Annotated in this window: 1 protein-coding gene; it reads right to left on the reverse strand. The window is 68.1% G+C overall.

Annotated elements, in window-relative coordinates; all coding sequences use genetic code 11:
- A partial coding sequence (locus B1964_RS29540; RefSeq protein WP_139765975.1) for a DUF222 domain-containing protein occupies positions 1-210 on the reverse strand: 210 nt, incomplete at both ends.

Raw genomic sequence — 210 nt, forward strand, 5'->3', positions numbered from 1 at the left:
CATCCAGTCCGGCGCGCAGGACTGCTTCCAACGCGTCGTGGTTGCGTTGCACTTGATCGCGGTGATCGCGGGCTGCCGCGGCCGCCAACGCGTCGGGATCAGCATCTTCGCGACTGCCGGTGGGGGAATCGGGGTCGGCGGGGTTGTTCATCCCGGGCGCTGCCCACATCGCCAACACTGCTTCGAGGTGCGCGGTGAGAGTCGGGGTCA

The organism is Gordonia sp. i37, from assembly GCF_002043085.1.
GTDB lineage: Bacteria > Actinomycetota > Actinomycetes > Mycobacteriales > Mycobacteriaceae > Gordonia > Gordonia polyisoprenivorans.